Genomic DNA, 20,856 nt, shown 5'->3' with positions numbered 1-20,856 from the left:
CGGAACGGATGCTCCACTTTGGCACGCACGCTGGCCTTGAGCTTCTCCACCTTGTCGACCAGCGCGTCGATCTCGTTGGCCTTGTCCAGCGCTCGCCGCTTGCCCGGGCGCATGGCAATGTGCCAGTTCACGCCGGCTCTGGCGTCAGGGCGTTTGGCTGCACCCTGGTAGCCCGCATCGGCGAACACGTCGCGCTCCTGCCCATGCAACAAGCTGTTTGGCCTGCACTACGTCGTTGACGTTGCCCGCGGTGCCGCGCACCGTGTGCACCAGGCCCGAGTCGGCGTCCACACCGATGTGGGCCTTCATCCCGAAGAACCACTGGTTGCCCTTCTTGCTCTGGTGCATCTCGGGGTCTCGTTTTCCGCCCTGGTTCTTGGTCGAGCTGGGCGCTGCGATCAGCGTGGCATCGACCACAGTGCCGGCCTTGAGCAGCAAGCCCTTGTCACTCAACAGCGCGTTGACCAGCGCCAGGATCTGGTCTGCCAACTTGTTCTTCTCCAGCAGGTGGGGGAAACCGAAGAATGGTGCTCTCGTCGGGCAAGCGGCTGTCCCAGCTCAGGCAGGCGAACTCGCGGGACAAGGGCACGTCATGAAGGGCTTCTTCCATCGCCGGGTCGCTCAGGGTGAACCATTGCTGCATGAAGTGGACGCGCAGCATGGTCTCCACCGCGAAGGGCGGGGGGCCCTTCTTGCCTTCGGGCGCGTACGGCGCCACCAGTTCGACCAACGCAGCCCAAGGCACAACACGCTCCATCTGCGCGAGGAACTCCCGCTTGCGCGTGCGCTTCGTCGTCAGGTTCAGGCCCAGATCGGTTTGCTTCATGACTCACATTGCAAGCACGTCGCGCGCCACGTCATGCAGACTGTCCCTAGCTGCGTCTGCACATTCGTTCGGCTGTTGTTCAGGATGGCGCCGTTCGCACCCACGCTGAACTGCTGGTAAACGTTGCGCGACACACCCGCCGCGGAAGGCGTCTGAATGTTGATCTGCGGCACGCCGTTGGGCGCGGTCAACACGATGGGGCGCTGCGTGCCGGGCACGTTGGGGGCGCCGACGATCTGGGCATGACCGGGCATCGCGACCAGAACGCCGAACAGCGCGGCGGCGGCCATGGGGGCAAGGGCCAATGTGGCCGCTGTACCTACTGTCCCCGGTGTGGCGCCGCTGGCCTTGCCCGCGCTCCTGGCGGTTTCTTGGACCACCATGCGCATGCCGCGGGCAGCGTTGAAGACGATGCGGTGAAGATGCTTGTTCATTTGTTTTTTTCTCCCTGAGCGCCGGAACGCCGGCGCGCGAACCGGGCCGGTGCGTTCATCGCGATGCGACGACGCCCCGGCCCTTCAAGTCACGACATCAGCTGCAGCGGAACTTGGCGATGCCCGCGTAGCGCGCACCGCTGGGCAGCGTTGCTACGTAGCCCGCCGCAAGCACGAAGGCCTTGTCGCCGTGGCCGCCCAATGCAATGGCAGCACCGCTGCCGCCGCTGAGAAAGCGCCCGGTGATCGACGTGCTGCTCACCGTCGCGACCTTGGCGTCGAGCTTCACTGTCTCAGCGGCACCGCCTACAGACACGGTGACCGCGCCACCGACCATCGCGCCGTCGCGGTCGAAGGCCAGGGTTGCGGCACCGCCGGCCGAGCCGCTGTCCGCGGCCACGCCGATGCCGCCGCCCACATAGGTTGGCGCGGTGAACGCACCCGCATCGCAACTGGTGGAACGCGGCGTAGGCATGGCTGCCAGCGCGTTCAGGGCGATGTAGTGGTAGGCGCGGTTGTCCTTGCCGGTCAGCATTTCGGCGCCCGAGCCTCGCGTGACCGTGCCGGCCACCCAACGCCCGAGCGCGAAGTTGGCGTCGCCGCTGATCTCCCTGGTGGCGCTCTGGCCGGTCAGCGTGGTGTCGCTCAGCCGCGTCATGGCGCCGCTGGGCGCCTGCTCGCTGGCAGACAGCGCGCCGAACGACTGCACGCCCGCACCCAGCAGTTGGTAGCGCGCGCGCTCGGTGCGCACGAAGGCAGCCGACACGGAGCCGGAGTTGGTCGCAGCGGAGGCCGCGGCTTGGCCTTGGGCAGGGGCGACAGCTGTCGGCGCAACGCCGGCGGGCGCGCCGCCACCGCTGTGGCCGCCACCGCCGCACGCCTGAAGAAGTGCAAGTGACAGCAACGAGAGGGACAGAAGAATCTTGTTGTTCATGAGTTGTGACTGACTGACTGATTGATCGATCGATCGATCGATCGATCGATTGAATGAATGAATGCGTGGATGGCGTGATGCGGTGATGTCTGTTGCTGGTGGGTGTCTTCCTCCTCAAAAGCTGAAATTCAGGTTGAAGCCCGCGGTGACCTTCGCCGTGCGGTAGCCCTGCGGCTTGCTCACCGGCGCCCCCACGAACAGGTCGCAGTTCAAGCCGCCCCAGGCACCGCGCACGCCGATCACTGCGCCGGCCAGGTGGTCGCCCAGCAGCAGCGCAACCGGCCTGCCGCCCACACGGCCGTAGTCGATGCCCGCATACACCTCCGCGCCGCTCTGGCCCACGGCCCAGCCGAGCTCGTTGCGCAGCAGCCAGCCGCGCTCGCCGAGCAACGCGGCCTCGCCGTCGAAACCGCGCACGGTGTAGCGCCCGCCAATGGCGAACTGGTCTTGCGCGATGAGGCGGCTGCGGTTCCATTGCGCGCGCCACAGGCCGACGTAGCGAAGCTGCTGCGCTGCGAGCTTGAAAGGTGCGTTCAGGGCCAGCTCGGCCGTCATCAGGCGCAAGCGGCTGGTGCCGTCGCCGAAGGCTTCTTCGGGCGCGCGCAATGCGCCGAAGGCGCCGGTGCCGCGCCGGTAGGCCAGCGTGCCGTCCAGCGTGGCCTGCGCAATGAATTCCCGGTGGCTCAGGCTGGCCTCCCAGCCGCCGACCACGCGGTGCTGGATCTCGACCTCGGTGTCGTCGGTCACGCTGCGCGACTCGCGGCGAAACGCGCGAACGGCAAGGGTGGTCTTGCGGTGCTGGTCGCGGTAGATCAGCCGCGACATCCGCAGCTCGGCGTTGTTGGCCTTGCCGGCGTAGATGTAGTTCTGGTTCAGCCCCACCACGGTCTGGCTGTAGTGGCTGTTCGATGCGGTGAAGCCCAGCAGCCAGTAGCCCCACGGCAGCGAGTAGTGGGCCGTTTGCCCTTCGGTGCCGCGGCGCGGGTTGCCGATGAAGCGCCGGTCGACGCTGTGGTTCGCGTTGACGTAGAACAGGTCGTTCAACCCGAACAGGTTGTCGGCCGACACGGTGGCGCCGGCCTGGTGCTTGCCGGTGGCCTGGGTGCCGCTGTCGTCGAGGCTCAAGGTGCCACGCAGCATGCGCGGCTGCGTGTACTTGACGAACAGGTCGCTGTCGCCGGGACGCGCACCGGCGGCCGACGAAGGTTCGATCTGTATGTCGGTGTCCGCCGTGGGCGCGCGCTTCAGGTTTTCCAGGCCTTGCTCTATGTCGCGCAGGTTGAGCAGGTCGCCGGGGTTCGCGGGTATCGCGCTTGCCAACAGCGCCTGGTTGCGGCCGAAGCGGCTGCTCGATTCAGGCGTGGCGCGAATGGCTGCGATGCGGCCGGGAACGAGGGTCAGCGTGAGCGTTCCGGCGCCCAGGTCCTGCGGTGCGGCCAGCACGCGGCTGGTGACGTAGCCGCGCGCAATCAGGCGCTGCTGCAGGCGCGACAGCACGACGTTGACGCCTTGGGTGCCAAGGCAGCGGCCCAGCGGATCGTCGTGCGACGCGGGGCCCGCGGCTGCATCCAGCAGCCACTGAAAGTCTTGCGCGTGCTCGCCTGCAAGCACAAGGCGATCGATTCGAAAGCACGGTGTTTCGGTGTCGGGCAGGCGGCCTGCATCGGCCTTCGGTGCTTCGGGCAGGCGGCTGTCGACAGCAGGCTCCTGCTGCTCGCGCAAGGCACGCTCGCGTTCCTGTTGGCGCAGCTGTTCGACGAAAGGGTCGGGTGCCGAAGGACGGGCTTGCGCCGAGGCGCCGGCATGCGCCAAAGACAGCAGGCAAATCGCGGACACGGCGCGCAGCCATTGCCGAGGGCGAGAACGACACAAGAGAGGCACCAGAGGCATGGAAGTCCGAACGAGGCGAAGGGCCTGCTGCAGCAGGGCTGCAGCAGGACCGAAGGAGGCGGAAAGGGCCCGATTTCTAACTCGCCAGACACCCGTCAACAGTTGTCTTATTGCGAACGAAAAACCTTTTTTTGGCTTCCGTCGAATATTCCATAAAACGCAACTTAATTGCATTAACTACAGTTAACAACTCGCATGCGAAATAACAAATCGGCGTTCGTTTTGTGCTGATCGCTCATGCAAGACACAATTGAAAACTCATGCCAGACATCCCACCCCACTACGCCACCCTGTTAGTCGCGACATGCAATCTGCTGAACCTCGCGAACCCGAACCGCGTGTACTACGACAACCAGGACGCCTACAGCGAGCGCGAGTACGAGCGAAAGATCGACTGGACCGGCGAGCGCTTTCATGCGCTGAACGCCGACGTGCTGGCGGTGCAGGAGGTATGGGACGAGGCAGCGCTGAAGGCCTGCATTGCGCGCAGCGGGTTGCGCTACGACTTCGTCTCGGTGCCCGGCGCGCAGAACACACCGCCGCCCGACAGCCCGCCAGGGTCGCCGCCAAGGCAGGGAGCGCAAGGCACGCCGCGCGTGGGCATCGTCACGCGACTGCAGGTGGACGACCTGCGTTCGTTCGTCGACTTCGCGCCCGGCTTCGGCGTCGATGTGCCGGGTCTGGGCCCGCACACGCGCTTCGAGCGGCCACCCCTGCTGGCCACGGTGCGCATGAAACACGGCCAGCAGGTGCATGTGCTCACGGTGCACCTGAAGTCCAAGCGCCCCAAGTTCTTGCAGGACGCGCAGGGCAACCCGCTGGAAGACCGCGACGACCGCAAGGTGGGTGCCATGGCTTCGTTGCGCTCGCTGCTGATGCGCGGCGCCGAAGCCGCGGCCCTGCGCTGCATCGTGGTCGACCTGCTGCAGGGCACCAACATGCCGCTGGTGGTGATGGGCGACTTCAACGACAACCCGCACAGCGTGACCACGCAGCTGGTGGCGGCCACGTCCGAGGTGGCCTACGACAAGGCGGCGCGCGACGTGGCGCTGTTCAACGCCTACGAGATGCAGGGAGAGTCAGCGCTGAAGAAGGACGTGGCGTATTCGCACATCCACCAGGGCTTTCCAGAGGTGCTCGACCAGATCCTGGTGAGCGAGGAGTTCGTCGCTTCCAGCCGGCACAGCCTGGGAGATGTGCGGCGGGTGGATTACTTCAACGACCACCTGCATGAAGGGCGCGACCGCTCGCGATCGGACCATGGTTTTGTGCGGGCGCTGCTGCGGCTGCGCACGGACTAGGTTTTGAGTTGCTCCCTCCCCTCCTGGGGGAGGGTTGGGGTGGGGGCTGGCGGCCTTCAATCAGGCGCAGCTTCATTGCAGGCGCCGCTTGCCCCCATCCCAGCCTTCCCCCGGGAGGGGAAGGGGCAAGACAAGAACTCGCGCTGTGCCTTGTGCCCCAGGCCCGGCTCAGCGCACCATTCGCTTGCCGGTCTGCCGGTCGAACAGGTGCACGCTCTCGGCATCGATGGCCAGGCGCACCATCTCGTCGGGGCGCGCGTCGACACGGCCGTGCACCGCCAGCACCAGCCGGGCTTCGCCCACCTGCACCAGCAGCTCGGTCTCGGCGCCCGTGGGTTCGACCACGATCACCCTGGCCTCCACGCCCTGCGAGCCGCCGCCCAGCGTCATGTCGCCCGGGCGAATGCCGTAGTGCACCGCCTGCCCGTCAGGCGCAGGCGTGCCCACCGGCACCGGCCAGCGCGCGCCTTGCGACTCGACCCAGCAGTCGCCGCCCGCGCGCCGCACCGTGCCCTCGATCACGTTCATCGACGGCGAGCCGATGAACTGCGCCACAAACAGGTTGTCGGGGCGGTCGTACAAATCGAGCGGCGTGCCGATCTGCTCGATGATGCCGTCGTGCATCACAACGATGCGGTCGGCCATGGTCATGGCCTCGATCTGGTCGTGCGTCACGTACACGGTGGTGGTCTTCAGGCGCTGGTGCAGCGACTTGATTTCGGCACGCATCGCCACGCGCAGCTTGGCGTCCAGGTTGGACAGCGGCTCGTCGAACAAGAACACCTTCGGGTCGCGCACGATGGCGCGGCCCATGGCCACGCGCTGGCGCTGGCCGCCCGACAGTTCACGCGGGTAGCGACCCAGCAGCGGGTCGAGGTTGAGGATCTTCGCGGCACGCATCACGCGTTCGTCGGTCACCGACTTCTCGGCGCTGCGCAGGCGCAGGCTGAAGCCCATGTTCTCGCCCACCGTCATGTGCGGGTAGAGCGCGTAGCTCTGAAACACCATGGCGATGTCGCGGTCCTTCGACTCGAGGTCGTTCACCACGCGCCCGTCGATCATGATCTCGCCGCCGCTGATGTCTTCCAGGCCCGCGAGCATGCGCAGCAGCGTCGACTTGCCGCAGCCCGAAGGGCCGACCAGCACCACGAACTCGCCGTCGGCGATGTCGAAGCCCAGGCCCTTGAGGATCTGGACCTTGCCGAAGGATTTCTGGATATTGCGAAAGGATACGGATGCCATCTTGTGGTCCCTGGGTTCGTCAGCTCTTCACGGCGCCGGCCGTCAGGCCGCCCACCATGTAGCGCTTGAAGGTGTAGTAGATCGCCGCGGGCGGCAGTGCATAGATCAGGCCCGTGGCCATCAGCAGCTCCCACGGCGAATCGTCGGCCGACAGAAAGTTGCCCAGTGCCACCGCCAGCGTCACGCTCTTGTCGTTGGACAGCAGCAAGAACGCATAGAGGTACTCGTTCCACGCCAGCAGCAGCGAATAGGTGCCCACCGCCACCAGCGACGGCACCATCAGCGGCAGGTACACCAGGCGAAACAGCTGCAGCGGCGAGGCACCGTCCATGCGCGCGGCTTCATCGAGCTCGTAGGGCAGCTTGTCGGAGGCCTGCTTCAACACCCAGATGCAGTAAGGCGAGGCGATGGTCACCATGGCCAGAATGAGCGCCCACTGGCTGTTGAGCAGCCCGTAGTTGCCCATGGTCTTGTACATCGGCACGGCCAGGAACGCGGCCGGAATGAAGTACGTGAACAGCGCCAGGTTCATCACCGTGCGCCCGCCGCGCACGCGCAGCCGGCTGATGGCAAACGCGGCCGTGGTGGCCACAAAGAGCGTGATCACGCCCACCGACAGCGCAATGACCAGCGAGTTCCACAGCTGCAGCCAGAAGTGGTCGAGGTAGAAGTGCTTCTGGTGAAACACGGTGCTGAAGTTGGCCAGCGTCGGGTGGGTGGGCCACAGGTGGCCGGAGGTGGCCGAGTCCTTGCTCGAGAACGCGAACAGGGCCATGTGATAGACCGGAATCAGCGTCCACAGCAGCACCGGAATGCCGATGAGCAGCAGCTTGGCCTCGGTGGCGACGGCCTTGGGGGTCCAGCGCTTCATGTCGCCCTCCGACGAGCCGCCTCTAGAAGGGCGAGCACCCCCCCGGGGGGCAGCGAATACACGAAGTGATGAGCGTGGGGGTTCATTTCGACAGCCTCTTCATCATGAAGTACACGAGCGGCAATATCAGGGGCAAGGCCACCACGATGGACGCCATCGACAAGTCGACCTGGTCGAGCCGCAGATACCGGATGCCCAGCGTGGCCAGCACGTGCGTCAGGTCGGCGGGGCCGCCACCGGTCAGCAGGTACACGCTGTTGAAGTCGCCCAGCGTCCAGATCATCGAAAGAATGAGCGACGTGATGTAGAGCGTCTTGAGCGCGGGCCAGCTCACGAAGCGAAATTTTTGCCACGACGACGCACCGTCTACCGACGCGGCCTCGTACTGCTCGGTGGGAATGGCCAGCCGGCCGGCCACCAGAATCAGTGTCCAGAACGGCAGCGACTTCCACACGTGCACCAGCATCGCGAAGCCCAGCGCCAGCGTTGGGTCGTTCAGCCAGTTGGGGCCGTCTGCGCCGGTCAGGCGGAAGATGGTGGTGTTGATCACGCCCCACTCGGGGTTGAGCATGAAGCGAAACGAAAGAATGGTCGGGATCGACGGCATTGCCCACGGCAGGATGAAGATCGCCGAGACGATCTTGATCCACCAGCGCGAGGTGACGAAGAAGCCCGACAGCACCAGCGCCACCAGCATCTTGATGTTGATGGCCACGACCAGGAACACGGCCGTGTTGATGACGGAACGGAAGAAGATCGGGTCTTCGACCAGCTTCACGTAGCTCTGCGGATGGCGGGCGAGCCAGAGCCCGTAGCCCACCGGATAGAGCACGAACACCAGGAACACCAGCAGGTAGGGCACGACCATCACCGCGCCCCAGAACTGCCAGCGCGCGTGGCGCGCACCCAGGTTGGCAACAGGCGCCGCGGTGGTCGCGGCGTCGGCGGAAGCGGTGGCGGTGGCGGTCGAGCTCATGGCGTCGGCTGCTGTGCGTTCTTCGGGCGCGCCGCGCTTACTGCGCAGCCACCGTCTTGATGCGCGCGATCATCTCGTCCACCGCCTTGTCCACCGGCACCTTGTCGGTGACGATGCGGCTCATGGCCTTGGCCCACACGTTCTCGTTGTTGATCACGGTGAAGCGGTAGTTCTTGGTGAACTCGAAGGTCACGGTGCCGGCGGCGTACTGGTTGAACACCGACTTGCGATGCGAGTCGGCCTGCCAGAACGGGCTTGCCTGTCCGGTCTTGGTGACCGGAAACCAGCGGCCCAGCGAACCCTCCACATACGGCGTGAGGTTTTCCTCCTGCAGCAGGAAGGACACGAACTCCTTGGCGCGTGCCTTGTTCTTGCCGTCCTTGAACACCACGCCGGTCTTCACCGCGGTGCGGTAGACCATCTTGGTGCCGTCGGGCTTGGTCGGGAAGCCGGCCGTGCGAATGCGCTCGGTGTAGTTCTTGCGCGCTTCCTCACGCTGCTCCGGCGTGAGCGTGGCGTTGTTGGAGTCGTCGAGCCACTTGGCCGGCAGCGAGATGGTCGCGTTGTGCGTCATCACGGTCGTCTTGTTGTGGAAGGCGACGTTGTTGTCCGGGTCTTTCCAGCTGGTGGACGAAGGCGGCGTGCAGCCCGTGAGGTAGGGCTTGGTGTAGTCGGTCATGGCGGCGATGAGGCCGGTGCGCACCTTGGGGTCGTCCACCAGCAGCTTGCCGTTGTCGTCGACCAACTTCACGTTGTAGGCGTCCATGAAGGTCAGGAACGAATAGAACGCGTCGCTCGAATCCACGCCCATGGGCATGCCGATGCCGAAGGTGCGCTTGCCGCTCGCCTTGCGGCTGGCGGGCTGCACCTTTTCGCACCAGAAGGGCCAGTACTCCTTCCACGTCGTGGGGATGTCGGACTCCTTGAAGCCGGCCTCCGCGAGCATGTCGATCCAGTACTCGATGTGCATCGTCTGCTGCTTGATCGGGAAGGCGTAGTAGGCCTTCTTCTTCGTCTGGTCGTTGTAGAGGAAGGTGGTCTCGATGGTGTTGGTCGCGAAGCGGTCCTTCATGGGCGTGAGCACGCTGCCGATGTCTTCGAGCTTGCCGTCGAACGCCCACTTGCCGGTGACCTGGAAGTCGTACACGTCGGCGTAGGCCACGTCGGGCGGGCTGCCGGAGTCGAGCGCCGACACGGTCTTGGGGATCATGTCCTGCACCGGGTACTGCGACAGCTCGACCTTCACGTCCTTGTGCTTTTCCTCGAACTTCTTGATGGCGGCGAACAGCGCGTCGTCCTCCGCCTTGTAGAAGCCCTTGACCCACCAGACGGTGAGTTTTTCTTGCGCGGCGGCATTGCCCGAGGCAATGAGGCCCAGCGCGACCAGCGTCGGCGCAATGAGCGATTTGACGAGTTTCATGGTTTGTCTCCTTCTCTTCTCTGGTGGAATTGGCTCGGGGGATGAGCGTAGGTTGAAAGAACCGGATGCGAACTGCGGGCAAACGCGCAGACCGACTTGAAACGGGGGCGGCGCGGCTAACTGGCCTTGAGCCTGGGCGGTGGCCGGCTCAGGCGCGGCAGGCGTCGTCGGGAACCGAGCACGTCCTCGATGTCCTGGCGCGCGCCCTCGATGAGCCGAATGATCGCCAGCTCGGCCTTGGACGGGTCATGTGCAATCACCGCGTCGAGCACCGCGCGGTGCATGGGCAGCGACAGCGCGGGGCCATCGGGCTTGGCGGTGGAAATTTCGAAGCTGGTGCGCAGCAGCGCGTTGAGCACCTTGCTCATCTGCGAAATCATGCGGTTGCCGGCGGCGCTGAGCAGGCCGTTGTGAAAGCGCAGGTCGAAGGTGACGTAGTCGCCGCCGTTTTCCACGGCTTCCTTCATGCCGGCAAAAGCGCTTTCTATTTCCTCGATGTCCTTGTCGGTGGCGCGCTCTGCCGCCAGGCGCACGGCGGCCGGCTCGACCACGCGGCGCAGGTCCTGCAGGTCGCGCAGAAACTCGGGCGTGAGGCCGGCGCGTGCCTGCCAGGTGATGACGTCGGGGTCGAACCAGTTCCACTTGTCCTTGGGCAGCACGCGCGTGCCCACCTTCGGGCCGGTGACGATGAGGCCCTTCGCCGCAAGCGACTTGATGGCCTCGCGCACCACGGTGCGGCTCACGCCGAGCTCTTCGCCGAGGATGGGTTCCGAGGGGATCGACGCACCTATCGCATAGCGTCCCGCCACCACTGCTTCACCGAGCAGTTCGAGCGTTCGACCGTGGATGTTCTTGATCATGTGCGATGCGAAATTTGCTATCTCTGTGCTCGGAAATTCGGGGTGCTCGAAGGCTTGTTCACGCTTATCATATGATGATTGAAACTTACCTTCGGCAGGACAAACCCTGAGCTTTGGGGCTGCTGGAGGCTATAAAACGGAGACACCCCATGAGCCTTCCCCCTAAGAAAAAACCCGGTGAGCTGCGCAGCCAGCAATGGTTCGGCCGCAACGACCGCGACGGTTTCATCTACCGCAGCTGGATGAAAGGCAAGGGTGTGCCGCACGACCAGTTCGACGGTCGCCCGGTCATCGGCATCTGCAATACCTTCAGTGAACTCACGCCGTGCAACTCGCACTTCCGCACGCTCGCGGAGCAGGTGAAGATCGGTGTGTACGAGGCCGGCGGCTTCCCGTTGGAGTTCCCGGTGATGTCGCTCGGCGAGACGCTGCTGCGGCCCACCGCCATGCTGTACCGCAACCTTGCGAGCATGGACGTGGAAGAGAGCATTCGCGGCAACCCGCTCGACGGCGTGGTGCTGCTCATGGGCTGCGACAAGACCACCCCTGCATTGATGATGGGCGCGGCCAGCGTCGACCTGCCGACCATCGGCGTCTCGGGCGGCCCGATGCTTTCGGGCAAGTGGCGCGGGCAAGAGCTGGGCTCTGGCACTGGCGTTTGGCAAATGAGCGAGCAGGTGCGTGCCGGCACGCTCAAGCTGGAAGAATTCTTCGAGGCCGAGAGCTGCATGCACCGCAGCCACGGCCACTGCATGACGATGGGCACGGCCAGCACCATGGCCAGCATGGTCGAGTCGCTGGGCATCGGCCTGCCGGGCAATGCGGCCTACCCTGCCGTGGACGGGCGCCGCAACGTGCTGGCGCGCCAGGCGGGCCGGCGCATCGTGGGCATGGTGCATGAAGACATGAACATGTCGAAGATCCTCACGCGACAGGCCATCGAGAACGCGATCAAGGTCAACGCGGCCATCGGTGGCTCGACCAACTTCGTGATTCATCTGCTGGCCATTGCCGGCCGCATGGGCGTGGAGCTGACGCTCGACGACTTCGACCGCCTGGCCGCCGACCTGCCCTGCCTGGTCAACCTGCAGCCGTCGGGCCAGTACCTGATGGAGGACTTCTGCTACGCGGGCGGCTTGCCGGTGGTGATCAAGGAGATTGCCGAGCATCTGCACAAGGACGTTCTCACGGTCACCGGCCAGAGCCTGTGGGAGAACGTGAAGGACGCCGAAAACTACGGCCCGCAGGTCATTCGCACGCTGGCGGAGCCCTTCAAGGAGAAGGCCGGCATCTGTGTGCTGCATGGCAACCTGGCGCCCAACGGCGCAATCATCAAGCCCAGCGCGGCCACGCCGGAGCTGCTGGTGCACAAGGGCCGTGCGGTGGTGTTCGAAAGCGCCGAAGACCTGCACAAGCGCATCGACGACGAGAGTCTGGACATCGACGAGCACTGCGTGATGGTGCTGAAGAACTGCGGCCCCAAGGGCTACCCGGGCATGGCGGAGGCGGGCAACATGCCGCTGCCGCCGAAGGTGCTGCGCAAGGGCATCACGGACATGGTGCGCATCAGCGACGCACGCATGAGCGGCACGGCCTATGGCACGGTGGTGTTGCATGTGGCGCCGGAGGCGGCGGCGGGTGGTCCGTTGGCGTTGGTGCAGAACGGTGACATCGTGGAGCTCGATGTGCCCAATCGCAGGCTGCATCTGCATGTGAGCGACGAGGTGTTGGCGGAGCGTCGAGCCCAATGGGTCGCACCCAAGGCACCGCTCGATTCGGGGTACTGGAAGTTGTACGTCGACACGGTGCTTCAGGCGGACCAGGGGGCCGATCTGGCGTTTCTGCGGGGTCGTCGTGGGGCCTTTGTGCCGCGCGACAATCACTAGGTTTTTTTGAGGCTCTCGGGGTTGCCGGGGTTCATTCAGGGCGCGCCCAGGAGGGCGGGGTACCTTGCTCCGCGAATGTCCCCCGGGGCTTCGCCCCTCCTCCTTTATTTCGCTGCGCAAGGCACCCCACCCTCCTGAGCGTTATGCGGAGCGGTCGTTGATCGCGCGATCACCGCAGAGCGTGCTCAGGTGCACAGGGCGTCGGGTACTCCCCGCAGCGAAATAAAGGAGGAGCGAAGCGGGGGACATTCGCGGAGGGGAGTACCCGGCGGCCTGTGCACCCGCCCTGAACAACAGCGCCAAGAACAACAGCACTGAACAGAATCGAACACCGAGATGACAAGACTCATAGCCATCGACTGGGGCACAAGCTCCCTGAGAGGCGCCCTGCTGGACAGCAACGGCAAGGTGCTCGAAGAACGCAGCGACGCGCGCGGCATTCTCACCGTGCCCACAGGCGGCTTCCCCGAAGTCTTCGAGACACTGTTCGGCGACTGGATGCGACTTGAAGACACACGCTGCCTCATCTCCGGCATGGCCGGCAGCAAACAGGGTTGGATCGAGGCACCGTACTGCGCCTGCCCCGCAGGCCGCGTGGAAGTGGGCCGCAAGATCATCGACATCCATGCCCTTGCCGACATGCCCGGCGCCCGCATTGCGATCGTGCCCGGCCTGAGCGACGAACACGACGGCGTGCCCGACGTGATGCGCGGTGAAGAAGTGCAAATCTTCGGCGCCATGTCCATCACCGGCCAGGACGACGGCGTGTTCGTGCTGCCCGGCACCCACAACAAATGGGTCACGGTGAAGAAAGGCCGCGTCACCGGCTTTCGCACCTATATGACCGGCGAGTTCTACGCGCTGCTGAGCCAGCACTCGATCCTCTCTCGCACCCTCGATGCCTCCGCACCGCTCGACGAAGCCTCGTTCCTCGAAGGCGTCACGCGCGCCGACAACGGCCACGGCCTGCTGCACAACGCCTTCGGCGCGCGCACGCTCGCGCTGTTCGAACGCATGCCCAGGGAAGAGCTGGCGAGCTATCTTTCCGGGCTGCTGATCGGCGAAGAACTTCGCACCCAATCGCTGCAGGCAGTGGGCGAGGTGGTGCTCATCGGCAGCTCTGCACTCACCCAGCGCTACACCCTCGCGCTGCGCGCCACCGGCGTCGTCACGCGCACGCTGGGCGCCGAAGCCACCTGGGCCGGACTGCACGCGCTCTCCGGCTTTCTGGACACCGACCTCAGGACACCCGCATGACCACCCCCCTGGACAAATTCAACGCCGCCCTGCGCACGCTGCCGCTGGTCGCGATCCTGCGCGGCCTCACGCCGGCCGAGGCCGCCGACGTGGGCGACGCCATCATCGAGCCCGGCTTCACGCTGCTCGAAGTGCCGCTCAACTCGCCGCAGCCGCTGGAGAGCATCGCGCTGATGCGCCAGCGCTTTCCGCAGGCGCTGGTGGGCGCGGGCACGGTGCTAAGCGCGCAGCAGGTGCGCGAGGTGCATGCGGCCGGCGGCGAGCTGATCGTTTCGCCCAACTTCAATGCCGACGTCATCGCCGAAGCCGCACGGCTCGGCATGGTCTGCCTGCCGGGCGTGATGACGCCGACCGAGGCCTTCGGCGCGCTCGCGGCCGGTGCCACCGGGCTGAAGCTGTTCCCGGCCGAGCTGGCCTCGCCCGCAGTGGTGAAAGCGCTGCTGGCCGTGCTGCCAGCCGGCACGCCGGTGATGCCCGTGGGTGGCATCACGCCCGCGAACATGGCCGAATGGCGCGCGGGTGGCGCGGCCGGGTTCGGCATCGGCTCGGCGCTGTACAAGCCGGGCAAGCAGGCTGCGTCGGTGCGCGATGACGCGCGCAAATTCATTGCGGCCTGGCGCGGCCTCACGCTCGCCTGAGCCGCAACCCATCGATAAAAAAAGGAGACCTACACGATGTCCGCTGAATCCGACTACGCCAGCCCCGCCGTTCGCAGGCTGCGCGAAGACCTGGCCCTTGCACTGCGCGCGGCCGCCCACCACGGGCTGTCCGAAGGCGTGTGCAACCACTTCAGCGTGATGCTGCCGGGCGCGCAAGACCGCTACCTCATCAACCCGCGCGGGCTGCACTGGAGCGAGATCGGCGCCGACGACATCGTGCTGATCGACGTGCGCGGCGAGGTGCTGGCCGGGCGCCACCGGGTGGAGCCCACGGCCCTGTTCATTCACGGCGCGGTGCACCGGCTCACCGGCCATGCGGTCGTGCTGCATTGCCACATGCCCTATGCCACCGCGCTCACGCTCACGGTCGACCGCGCACTGGACCCGACCGCGAGCCAGAACGCGATGCGCTACATGAACCGCATTGCCATCGACGCCGAGTACAACGGCCTGGCGCTCGACGATGCCGAAGGCGAGCGCATTGCGCGCGCCATGTCCGGCAAAGACGTGGCCTTTCTTGCGAACCACGGCGTGATCGTGGCGGGCGGCACCATCGCGCATGCCTACGACGACCTGTACTACCTGGAGCGCGCCTGCCTGCACCAAGTGATTGCGCAGTCGACCGGGCGCCCGCTGGTGCCCGTCAACGCCAAGCTGGCGGCCCATGTAGCGGCACAGATTCAGGGCGAGCGCGAGCAGTCCGATCTGTTCTTCGAAGCGCTGCGGCGCATGCTGCCGGCCCCGCGCGCCTGAGCCAACGGCCTACACCCGATGGCGCGCCCCATGAGGTGCGCCACGGGTACTGCACGTTTACGATCTTCGTTTGGCCGTGACGCCGCAACGCAACAGAAACGCTGCGCGCACGGGCTTACAGCTCTTCATCCGATTTCGCTCCAGCCTTACAAGCGCTTCACACTGGTCCGCGAGGATGAGGCTTCCAACCACAATCGGGGGATCACATGAAAAAGCTCACTTTTGCATTCGGCGCCGCAGTCCTGCTGTCGCTGGCCGCGCTCAGCGCACCGGCACAGGCCCAGCGAGGCGGCCCCATCGTTCAGGCCCAGGTGTACGTCGTGCCGCCGCCACCGCCGCGCCGCTACTACGCACCACCGCCGCCGCCGCGCTATTCCCACGCGCCGCGCTACTACGGCCCTCAGCGCCACTACCGCGATCACCGCGGCGACGGCCGCCGCTTCAACGGCCGCAGGGACAACGACCACGACGGCGTGCCCAACCGCTACGACCGCCGGCCGAACAACCCTTACCGATATTGATGAACAAACACCGGGCCTTGCGCCCGGTTTTTCATTTCGGGGCCTTGCGCCCGCGTTTTTATTTCGGGGCATTGCGCCCCGTTTTTTGTTTCTGGGCCCTGCGCCCAGGTTTGTTTTTCAGCCCCTTGCGCCGCTCACGCAGGAGCGGCCGCATAAGGCGGCGTCTCGCTCGACAGCCCCTGCTTCACTTGCCGCGTGACGCCGTCGGCCAGCACTTCGGTCTTGCCGGCCTCCACGCCTTCCAGCGCCTGGCGCGCCACATCCTCGGGCGACACCTTGTCGCCGGGCATGTGTTTGGCCATGTCGGTATCCATCAGCGCCATGTGCAGGCTGGTCACCTGCGTGCCCTGCCCTGCCAGCTCGTTGCGCAGGCCGTTGCTCAGGGACCAGGCCGCCGACTTGCTTGCGCTGTAGGTCGCCACGCTCGGAAAGCTGATCCAGCTCAGCACCGACAGCGCATTGACGACCGCGCCGCCACCGTTGGCCGCCAGCACGGGCGCAAAGGCCTGCGTCATGGCCCAGGGCCCGAAGAAGTTGGTTTCGAATTCGGCGCGCGCGTCGGCCACCGCGTCGGGCGAACCTAGAAAGCTCGCCCCGCGCGAGATGCCTGCGTTGTTGATCAGCAGCGTGACGTCGCCGCAGGCGCGCACGGCGGCCTCGATCTGCGCGGGCTGCGTCACGTCGAGTGCCACCGGGGTCACGCCGGGCAGCGTGATGCTCTGGGGGTCGCGCGCCGCGCCATAGACCTTGCGTGCGCCGGCGGCCAGTGCGGCCTTGGCAAACGCCAGGCCGAGGCCGCGGTTGGCACCGGTGATGAAGACGACGGAGTCCTTGATTTTCATGACGAGCCTTTGGTTGAGAACGTTGTTGGAGATTGCTTCAGTCCTGCTTCATGCCTGGGCCATGCGGCGCAGCAAACCGCTGGTGGTGCGCGGCCAGCCGACGCGGCCGAACCAGGCACCGCCCGCAATGGCCGACGCGCTGACCACGCCGTACACCACCAGCGCCACGCCCTGCGCCAGGAACACGCCGGAAAGGCCGCCGCCCCAGCGCAGCGCCAGCCAGCCGCCGGTGCCCGCCACCACGAGGCGCGCGATGTTGCCCAGCACCGGCCACATGAGCCGGCCCGCGCCCTGCGACGCGAAATACAGCACCAGCCCGACGCCGAAGAAGCCATACAGCGGCCCCACCACGCGCAGGTAGTGCGTGCCGGTCTCGAGCATGGCGGGGTCGTTGCCGAACAGCATCAGCCACGGCCGCGGAAACAGCGCCGCAGCCACGCCGATGGCCTCCGTCATCGCAAAGGCCAGTGCCGCGCCGGCCCAGGTGGCGCGCAACGCACGCTCGCGCTGCCCGGCGCCCATGCAGGTGCCGACCATCGCGACCAGCGGCGCGCCCAGGCCGAAGACCAGCGGCACCAGCAGGTACTCCAGCCGCGACGCCGTGCCGTAGCCGGCCAGCGCACCCGAGCCGAAGTGGCCCGTGAGCGCGGTGGCGATGCCGATCGCCAGGTTGGTCGCCACGGTCGACACCGCGCCGATGAGCCCGATGCGCAGGATGTCGCGGAACATCGGCCAGCGCAGCTTGAGCGCATCGAGCGTGGGCCGCAGCAGACTGCGCGGCGAGCGCAGGTAGACGATGAGCGCAATGGAGCCGAGCAGGTAGTACAGCAGCAGCGCCAGCGCACCGCCGGCAATGCCCATGCCCGGCAACGGCCCGTAGCCGAAGATCAACAGCGGCGACGCCGGAATGAGGAACACCACGCCCACCACCGTCACGTTGGCCGGCACCGACATGTTGCCCGTGCCGCGAATGATGGCCGACAGCGAATTGAAGAGCCACACCAGCACGGCGCCCGCGAACACCCAGTTCGAGTACATGAGCGCCGCGTCCAGCGCGGGCCCGGTGCCGCCCATGATTGCGTAGAGCCAGCGCCCGCCCAGCAGCAGCGCGAGCGTGAAGCACAGGCCGAAGCCCAGCGCGATGACGATGGCGTGCCACACCAGCGCATCGGCGTCCGCGCGGCGGCGTGCGCCCAGTGCGCGCGCAATGGAAGAGGCAATGCCCCCGCCCATGGCGCCGCTGGAGGTCATCTGCATCAGCATGACGATGGGAAACACCAGCGCCATGCCCGCGAGCGCATCGGTGCCGAGCTTGCCGACGAAGTAGGTCTCGATGAGGCCGACGGAGGCCTGCGCCACCATCACCAGCACGTTGGGCGCGGCCAGGCGCAGCAGCGTGGGCACGATGGGGGCTTCGAGCAGCAGGCGCGTGCGCGGGTCGAGGTCGCTGTTGGCTTGCGGCGTTGTGGCGCTTGTACCTGTTGCGGGCGTTGCAGTTGTTGTTGCGGTGGTCATGGCGGCTGGCCTTTGCGTTGTCAGGCGCGCGCGGCGCCGGTGGCGGCCGGCGTGCCGGCCTTGGCCGCCGGGCGGCGGATCATCATGACGATCACCGCCGCCACCAGGCAGGCGGCGCCGGCTGCGTACAGCGCCGGGGTGTAGGTCAGCAGCAGCGTGCGGGCAAAGCCGGCACCGTAGGCGGCCGTGGCGGCGCCCAGCTGGTGCGCGGCAAAAACCCATCCGAACACCAGGCCCACCTTGGCGGGACCGAAGGTGGCGCCCGCGAGCTTGACAGTGGGCGGCACGGTGGCGATCCAGTCGAGCCCGTAGAACATCGCGAACAGGCCCAGGCCGTAGATGGTGAATTCCGAATGCGGCAGCCAGAACAGCGACAGCCCACGCAGGCCGTAGTACCAGAACAGCAGCTTGCGGTTGTCGTAACGGTCCGACAGCCAGCCCGACAGGATGGTGCCCACGAAGTCGAAGGCGCCCATCATCGCCAGCACCGATGCGGCCGGCACAGCGCCCATGCCGTTGTCGCCGCACAGCGAGATGAAGTGCGTCTGCACCAGGCCGTTGGTGCTCAGGCCGCAGATGAAGAAGGTGCCAGCCAGAATCCAGAAGGTGCGGTTGGTCGACACCTCCTTCAACACGCGAAACGGCGTGGCGAAGTTCATCATCGGCACGGCTGCAGCGGGTGCGGCCGGCTGCGTGCCGGGCACTTCACCGTAAGGCAGCAGGCCGATGTCCGATGGCCGGTTGCGCATGAGGCACATCGCCAGCACGCCGATGAGGATGCTGCCGATCACGATCGGCGCGATGGCCGAGCGCCAGCCCCAGTGCTCGATCATCCAGGCCGCGAACGGCAGAAAGGCCAGCTGCCCCGTGGCGGAGCTGGCCGTGAGCATGCCGATGACCAGACCACGCCGCGTCACGAACCAGCGGTTGGCCACCACCGCGCCGAGCACCAGGGCCGTCATGCCGGTGCCCAGGCCCAGCATCAGGCTCCACAGCACGAACAGCTGCCACAGCTGCGAGGCCATGGTGACCAGCGCCATGCCGAGCCCCACGAGCGCGAGGCCGGTGCAGATCACCGCGCGCAGGCCGTAGCGCTCCATCAGCACCGCGGCGAACGGGCCCATGAGGCCGAACAGCGCAAAGCGCAGCGCGAGCGCAGAGGAGATTTGCCCGGTGGTCCAGCCGAACTCCTTGGTCAGCGGCTGCAGCATGGCGCCCGGCAGGCCCAGCGCGGCCGACATGGTCAGCATGGTGAGGAAGGTGATCGCGGCGACGACCCATCCGTAGTGAATGCCGCGGCGCTGCAGCCACGCGGAAACTTGGGGTGCGAACATGGAACCTCTGCTGTTGGAATGGAATGGCGGAGAAAGAAAGCGAACGCAAGAAACGGACTCGCGCGCAGCCCCTGCGCGCGACGAGAAAACGAGGGGGGTGTCGTGAGATGCCGGTGGAGGAGTGACGCTCAGTCTTCGATGGCGGGCTCTTCGTCGGCCCCGAGCAGTTCCATCGCGTCGTCGATCAGCTGGTGCAGCGCCAGCACACGCTCCACGCCCAGCAGCGCGTTGATCTTCTGCTGCGCTGCCTTCCAGTACTGCTGCGCTTCACGGCGTTTGGCCTCGCCCGCGTCGGTGAGCTGCACCAGCAGGCTGCGCGCGTCGGCGCCGGCACCCTGCGCAATGAAGCCCGCGGCAATCAGCGGCTGCAGGTTGCGGCTCAGGGTGGAGGCGGTCATCTTGAGCTCACCCGCCAAGTCGACCGGGCGCGAGGGGCCGAGCCGCGCCAGGTGCGACAGCAGCGAGTACTGCGTGGTCTTCAGGCCGCTTTGCGAGACCTCTGCGTCGTAGTGCTGCGAGAGGCGGCGCGAGAGCTGGCGCACCTTGAAGCTGGTGCAGCCGCGTGGCTTGGTGGGCGTGTCCATGGGGTATTATTGTAGCTGCAACTATTGCATATGCAACTACACATGAAATACATATGCAATTTCAATCCCCTCAATTCCCGAACACCCCGCGCAGGAGCACCCCGGCATGACGCAGACCCCCAGCCAGAACCACCTCGAAGCCTGGATCGCCGCAGAAAAGCAGATCACCGACCGCCTGGACGCCGGACCCGGCCCCGGCGTTGCCCGCCCCGAGCAGATCGCGGGCAAGACCGGCCTCGAAGTGATGCAGGCCATGCTGAACGGCGACATTCCCTACGCCGCCATCGCCAAGACGCTGGACTTCACCATCATCGAAGTGAGCCCGGGCGTAGCCATCTTCCAGGGGACGCCGCTGCCTCGGCACCTGAACCCGCTGGGCACCATTCACGGCGGCTGGATTGCCACGATGCTCGACTCGGCCCTGGGCTGCTCGGTACACACCCTGATGCCGCCGGGGCGCGGCTACACGACCGCCGAGCTGGGCGTGAACTACGTGAAGGCCGTCACGCCCAAGGTGCAGCGCGTGCGCGCCGAAGGCAAGGTGATTCATTGCGGCAGGCAACTGGCCACCGCCGAGGCGCGCCTGTTCGGCCCCGACGGCACGCTCTACGCGCACGCGACGACCACCTGCCTGGTGTTCGAGATTCCGACGGCGCGCTGACCCTCACAGCCCCTGCGGCGCTGCTGAAGTAGGCCTTCGAGACGTAAGTGCAAAGGCCTCCGCGCAGAACCTCCACAGTGTAATTATTCT

19 protein-coding genes and 1 pseudogene are annotated in these 20,856 nt (G+C 66.2%); 7 read left to right on the top strand and 13 right to left on the bottom strand.

The annotated features are described in order from the left end of the window. From VLK31_RS27140 to VLK31_RS27125, 4 genes and pseudogenes are all read right to left on the bottom strand, one after another. Positions 1–826: pseudogene (locus VLK31_RS27140) on the bottom strand (IS5 family transposase); the annotation flags it as partial. Further along, positions 823–1,260, bottom strand: coding sequence for an ESPR-type extended signal peptide-containing protein (locus VLK31_RS27135; protein ID WP_409171580.1), 438 nt, complete (start codon positions 1,258–1,260; stop codon positions 823–825). The gene VLK31_RS27135 and the pseudogene VLK31_RS27140, both read right to left, overlap by 4 nt. 97 nt (positions 1,261–1,357) lie before the next feature. Beyond that, entirely contained in the window at positions 1,358–2,194 is an 837-nt protein-coding gene (locus VLK31_RS27130) for a hypothetical protein (RefSeq protein ID WP_409171579.1), read from the bottom strand. Positions 2,195–2,308: 114 nt separating this feature from the next. Further along, the gene (locus VLK31_RS27125; protein WP_409171578.1) at positions 2,309–4,084 is read right to left on the bottom strand and encodes a ShlB/FhaC/HecB family hemolysin secretion/activation protein; all 1,776 of its coding nucleotides are present in this window, start codon (positions 4,082–4,084) and stop codon (positions 2,309–2,311) included. A gap of 260 nt (positions 4,085–4,344) precedes the next feature. Here VLK31_RS27125 and VLK31_RS27120 point away from each other — a divergent pair, with 260 nt between their 5' ends. Beyond that, positions 4,345–5,385, top strand: a complete 1,041-nt coding sequence (locus VLK31_RS27120; RefSeq protein ID WP_409171577.1) for an endonuclease/exonuclease/phosphatase family protein — start codon at positions 4,345–4,347, stop codon at positions 5,383–5,385. A 168-nt stretch (positions 5,386–5,553) separates the two neighbouring features. Here the strand turns inward: VLK31_RS27120 and VLK31_RS27115 are convergent, their stop codons facing one another. The 5 genes from VLK31_RS27115 to VLK31_RS27095 form a co-directional block, all read right to left on the bottom strand. Continuing rightward, positions 5,554–6,627, bottom strand: coding sequence for an ABC transporter ATP-binding protein (locus VLK31_RS27115; RefSeq protein ID WP_409171576.1), 1,074 nt, complete (start codon positions 6,625–6,627; stop codon positions 5,554–5,556). Positions 6,628–6,646: 19 nt separating this feature from the next. Next, complete coding sequence (locus VLK31_RS27110) at positions 6,647–7,498, bottom strand: carbohydrate ABC transporter permease (RefSeq protein WP_409171575.1); 852 nt, start codon at positions 7,496–7,498, stop codon at positions 6,647–6,649. Positions 7,499–7,580: 82 nt separating this feature from the next. After that, entirely contained in the window at positions 7,581–8,474 is an 894-nt protein-coding gene (locus tag VLK31_RS27105) for a carbohydrate ABC transporter permease (RefSeq protein WP_409171574.1), read from the bottom strand. A gap of 37 nt (positions 8,475–8,511) precedes the next feature. After that, positions 8,512–9,894 (bottom strand): ABC transporter substrate-binding protein, encoded by a 1,383-nt coding sequence (locus VLK31_RS27100; protein ID WP_409171573.1) that lies wholly within the window; start codon positions 9,892–9,894, stop codon positions 8,512–8,514. A gap of 116 nt (positions 9,895–10,010) precedes the next feature. Further along, positions 10,011–10,754, bottom strand: a complete 744-nt coding sequence (locus VLK31_RS27095) for a FadR/GntR family transcriptional regulator (protein ID WP_409171572.1) — start codon at positions 10,752–10,754, stop codon at positions 10,011–10,013. Between the two features lie 149 nt (positions 10,755–10,903). Between VLK31_RS27095 and VLK31_RS27090 the strand changes: the two genes are divergently transcribed. From VLK31_RS27090 to VLK31_RS27070, 5 genes are all read left to right on the top strand, one after another. Further along, a complete protein-coding gene (locus tag VLK31_RS27090; RefSeq protein ID WP_409171571.1) occupies positions 10,904–12,640 on the top strand; it encodes an IlvD/Edd family dehydratase in 1,737 nt (578 codons plus the stop codon). Positions 12,641–12,976: 336 nt separating this feature from the next. Then, on the top strand, positions 12,977–13,897 hold the full coding sequence (locus tag VLK31_RS27085; RefSeq protein WP_409171570.1) for a 2-dehydro-3-deoxygalactonokinase: 921 nt from the start codon (positions 12,977–12,979) through the stop codon (positions 13,895–13,897). Beyond that, positions 13,894–14,535, top strand: a complete 642-nt coding sequence (locus tag VLK31_RS27080) for a 2-dehydro-3-deoxy-6-phosphogalactonate aldolase (RefSeq protein ID WP_409171569.1) — start codon at positions 13,894–13,896, stop codon at positions 14,533–14,535. Before VLK31_RS27085 ends, VLK31_RS27080 begins: the two co-directional genes overlap by 4 nt. A gap of 36 nt (positions 14,536–14,571) precedes the next feature. Further along, complete coding sequence (locus tag VLK31_RS27075; RefSeq protein WP_409171568.1) at positions 14,572–15,309, top strand: aldolase; 738 nt, start codon at positions 14,572–14,574, stop codon at positions 15,307–15,309. A 206-nt stretch (positions 15,310–15,515) separates the two neighbouring features. Then, positions 15,516–15,830 (top strand): hypothetical protein, encoded by a 315-nt coding sequence (locus VLK31_RS27070; protein ID WP_409171566.1) that lies wholly within the window; start codon positions 15,516–15,518, stop codon positions 15,828–15,830. A 134-nt stretch (positions 15,831–15,964) separates the two neighbouring features. On the opposite strand, the gene VLK31_RS27065 is transcribed toward VLK31_RS27070, so the two are convergent. The 4 genes from VLK31_RS27065 to VLK31_RS27050 form a co-directional block, all read right to left on the bottom strand. Next, a complete protein-coding gene (locus VLK31_RS27065; protein ID WP_409171565.1) occupies positions 15,965–16,672 on the bottom strand; it encodes an SDR family oxidoreductase in 708 nt (235 codons plus the stop codon). Between the two features lie 48 nt (positions 16,673–16,720). Then, on the bottom strand, positions 16,721–18,187 hold the full coding sequence (locus tag VLK31_RS27060) for an MATE family efflux transporter (protein ID WP_409171564.1): 1,467 nt from the start codon (positions 18,185–18,187) through the stop codon (positions 16,721–16,723). A 20-nt stretch (positions 18,188–18,207) separates the two neighbouring features. After that, positions 18,208–19,521 (bottom strand): MFS transporter, encoded by a 1,314-nt coding sequence (locus tag VLK31_RS27055; RefSeq protein ID WP_409171563.1) that lies wholly within the window; start codon positions 19,519–19,521, stop codon positions 18,208–18,210. Positions 19,522–19,649: 128 nt separating this feature from the next. Beyond that, on the bottom strand, positions 19,650–20,105 hold the full coding sequence (locus tag VLK31_RS27050; RefSeq protein ID WP_409171562.1) for a MarR family winged helix-turn-helix transcriptional regulator: 456 nt from the start codon (positions 20,103–20,105) through the stop codon (positions 19,650–19,652). Positions 20,106–20,211: 106 nt separating this feature from the next. Here VLK31_RS27050 and VLK31_RS27045 point away from each other — a divergent pair, with 106 nt between their 5' ends. Further along, a complete protein-coding gene (locus VLK31_RS27045) occupies positions 20,212–20,766 on the top strand; it encodes a PaaI family thioesterase (protein ID WP_409171561.1) in 555 nt (184 codons plus the stop codon). The last annotated feature ends 90 nt before the right edge of the window (positions 20,767–20,856 follow it).

Source organism: Variovorax sp. H27-G14, assembly GCF_046156345.1.
Taxonomy (GTDB): Bacteria; Pseudomonadota; Gammaproteobacteria; order Burkholderiales; family Burkholderiaceae_C; genus Variovorax.
This window is presented reverse-complemented; position numbering and strand designations above follow the sequence as displayed.